At 63.9% G+C, this 1352-nt stretch carries 1 protein-coding gene; it reads right to left on the bottom strand.

Features of this window, described 5'->3' with window-relative positions:
- Window positions 1-30: 30 nt before the first annotated feature.
- A protein-coding gene (locus tag NF4_RS35975) for an IS3 family transposase (RefSeq protein ID WP_157120809.1) occupies window positions 31-1298 on the bottom strand; the annotation gives its coding sequence in 2 pieces (ribosomal slippage) (window positions 31-1028 and window positions 1028-1298; 1269 coding nt in all).
- Between the last annotated feature and the right edge of the window lie 54 nt (window positions 1299-1352).

Below are 1352 nucleotides of genomic sequence, written 5' to 3'. Positions count from 1 at the left end.
TGAACCACCCCGGGTTCGATGCGCACCGGGTTATCTGTCTCCAGCCGTTTGCTGGGGCAGGTTGGCATAGTAGTCGGCTTCGTACTCGGCCGGTGGTATGCGGCCGAGGCGGTGCATGAGCCGGGAGGTGTTGTACCAGTCGACCCAGTTCGCGGTGAGCAGTTCGACATCGGCAAGCCGGGTCAGTGCACCGCACCGGAACGGGGAGTCGTCGCGGATCGCTTCGGTCTTGTAGAGACCGATCGTGGTCTCGGCCAGGGCATTATCGTAGGCGTCGCCGACCGACCCGATCGATGGGCGTAAACCCGAAAGAACCAGTGCCTCACCAAGTTTCACTGAAGTGTATTGCGATCCGGCGTCCGAATGATGGATCGTTTCCCCGTCCCACGGGCACCCTTGCCGGGACCGCAACCCCGCAGCTTGCCGTATCGCGGACTCGACGAAGGCGGTTTCCTTGCTCGTCGAGCACTCCCATCCCAGAATCCGCCCGGCGTAGGCGTCGATGACGAAAGCGGTATAGACGAATGCCCCCGACACCAGCCGCACGTACGTGAAATCAGCCACGACCAGCACGTTCGGTGCCGGAACCCGGAACTGGCGATCCACCAGATCCGGTGCCCGCGACGCCGTCGGATCCGACACCGTGGTCCGCACCTTCTTACGTCGCACGACCCCACGCCAGCCGTTGTTCCGCATCAGCCGCTCCACAGTGCAGCGGGCCACTTCGATGCCCTGTCGTTGCAGGTGGGCCCACATCTTCTCGGCGCCATACAGCGATTCCGGTTTCCGCCGGCCTGCGCCGTCGGGGTTGTAGTAGCCGGCCAGGACCTCGGCCACCACGGTGTCCCACAGGGCACGTTTCGACAGCGGACGCCGGCTCCGGGCGTGGAAAGTCCTCGGGGCGATCTTGACACCGTGTGCTCTCAGCACACGGCAGATCGGAACGACCCCGAACCGAGCGCGATGCTCGGCGATGAACTCGCAGATCAACGGTGTCGCGGGTCGCTCTCCCGCGCGAAGAAACTCGCTGCCGCCTTCAGGATCTCGATGGTCTGCTCGAGCTCGGCGTTCTTGCGTTTCAACTCGCGGATCTGCCGCGCCGACTCCGTGGTGACCCCGTCAGCCTCACCGGCGTCGACCTCGGCCTTACGCACCCATTTACGCAGAGTCTCCGTGGTCATTCCCAACCGCGCGGAGACCGCTTTCATCGCGGCCCACTCACTGTCGTAGTCGTCACGGTGATCGACGACCAGCCGGACAGCCTTGGCCCTGGTCGCTTCGTCGTACTTCGCAGGCATGATCTGCCCATCCTTCCCAAGAAAGAAGATGAGCACCAAACCCGGGGCGATTCA

The organism is Nocardia fusca NBRC 14340, from assembly GCF_001618425.1.
GTDB classification, from domain to species: domain Bacteria; phylum Actinomycetota; class Actinomycetes; order Mycobacteriales; family Mycobacteriaceae; genus Nocardia; species Nocardia fusca.
This window is presented reverse-complemented; position numbering and strand designations above follow the sequence as displayed.